Origin of the sequence: Bifidobacterium sp. MSK.13.1 (genome assembly GCF_019131435.1) — a bacterium.
Taxonomy (GTDB): domain Bacteria; phylum Actinomycetota; class Actinomycetes; order Actinomycetales; family Bifidobacteriaceae; genus Bifidobacterium; species Bifidobacterium pseudocatenulatum.
Genome location: NZ_JAHOMM010000017.1, coordinates 1 through 1,798 on the forward strand (window position 1 = coordinate 1; position 1,798 = coordinate 1,798).

Genomic DNA, 1,798 nt, shown 5'->3' on the forward strand with positions numbered 1-1,798 from the left:
GTGGACGCGAGCAATGCAGGATTGTTGTCCTGCTTGCTTTATCGCGATTTCGCCAGGCTTCTTTTTTGGAGTCTGGTTTCGAGATCGATCGTTTTGTGATCATTTTTTACAGTGTGATGATTTGTCGTCTGGCGTTTGAAGCTATCATTAGGGTTTTTCGGGGCGTGTGCCGCCCTGAAGGGCGTATGGTGGATGCCTTGGCAGACAGTACCGATGAAGGACGTTTGAGGATGCGATAAGCCTCGGGGAGCCTCCAACATGGCTTCGATCCGAGGATTTCCGAATGGGGCAACCCGCCGGCCGTCATGGGCCGGCACGGAACCTTGTTGTTCCGGGGGTACGCAGGGAAGTGAAACATCTCAGTACCTGCAGGAAGGGATACTCCGTGAGTAGTGGCGAGCGAAAGCGGATCAGACCAAACCATGGGCGCGTGATACCCGTCGGGGGTTGCGTTCGTGGTGTTGCGGGAGCGTGTGTCCCGGTTCCGACGGACCGGGCGGGAGTCATAAAACGGCTTGCCAGGGGAACAGGCTTGAAGGCCTGGCCGCAGAGGGTGCCAGCCCCGTACCTGGAAGCTTGCCGTCTTCCGATCATGTGTCCCAAGTAGCGCGGGCCTCGTGGAATCCCGTGTGAATCGGCCCCGACCGTGGGGTAAGTCTAAGCATACCTGTCTGACCGATAGCGTACCAGTACCGTGAGGGAAAGGTGAAAAGCACCCCGGGAGGGGAGTGAAAGAGTTCCTGAAACCGTGCGCCTACAATCCGTCGGAGCCTCCCTGGTGGGGTGACGGCGTGCCTATCGAAAAATGAGTCTGCGAGTCAGTGGTGCGTGGCGAGGCTAACCCGTGGTGGGGGAGCCGTAGCGAAGGCGAGTCTCAAAAGGCGTTTTGAGTCGCGCGCCCTGGACCCGAAGCGGGATGATCTAGCCCTGGGCAGGTTGAAGCGCGGGTAAGACCGCGTGGAGGACCGAACCCACCTGGGTTGAAAACCGGGGGGATGACCTGGGGCTAGGGGTGAAAGGCCAATCAAATTCCGTGATAGCTGGTTCTCTCCGAAATGCATTTAGGTGCAGCGTCGGTTGATTGCATCGCGGGGGTAGAGCTACTGGATGCTTGCGGGCCCGTGTCGGGTACCAATAGCAGCCAAACTCCGAATACCGTGGATGTGTATTCCGGCAGTGAGTCGGCGGGGGATAAGCTCCGTCGTCGAGAGGGAGACAGCCCAGATCGTCGTCTAAGGTCCCGAAGCGTGTGCTAAGTGGGAAAGGATGTGGAGTCGCATAGACAGCCAGGAGGTTGGCTCAGAAGCAGCCATCCTTGAAAGAGTGCGTAACAGCTCACTGGTCTAGTGGTTCCGCGCCGACAATGTAGCGGGGCTCAAGCACACCACCGAAGACGCGGCAGCGGCCTTTGCGGCCGTTGGGTAGGAGAGCGTCCCGCGTGGGGCGAAGCGGCCGGGGAACCGTGCCGTGGACCGCGCGGGAGTGAGAATGCAGACATGAGTAGCGAGAGACGGGTGAGGATCCCGTCCGCTGGATGACCAAGGGTTCCGGGGCCACGTTCGTCGTCCCCGGGTGAGTCGGGTCCTAAGGCGAGGCCGACAGGCGTAGTCGAATGGATGAACGGGTGGATATTCCCGTACCGGCGGCGTACCGTAAGAGCCGAACGGATGAGTACTAACCTCCGGTCGCGTGGCGTCGTTCCCTTCGGGGTTCGGGGCGCGTGGCCGTTGGGAGCGTAGTCCCGGTAGGCTAGCGCACAGGGGTGACACGGAATGGGAGCCGGCCGCGGAGGTGGTTT

1 rRNA gene is annotated in these 1,798 nt (G+C 60.4%); it reads left to right on the forward strand.

Features of this window, described 5'->3' with window-relative positions:
* Positions 1–165: 165 nt before the first annotated feature.
* Positions 166–1,798, forward strand: a 23S ribosomal RNA gene (locus KSY55_RS09030); the annotation flags it as partial.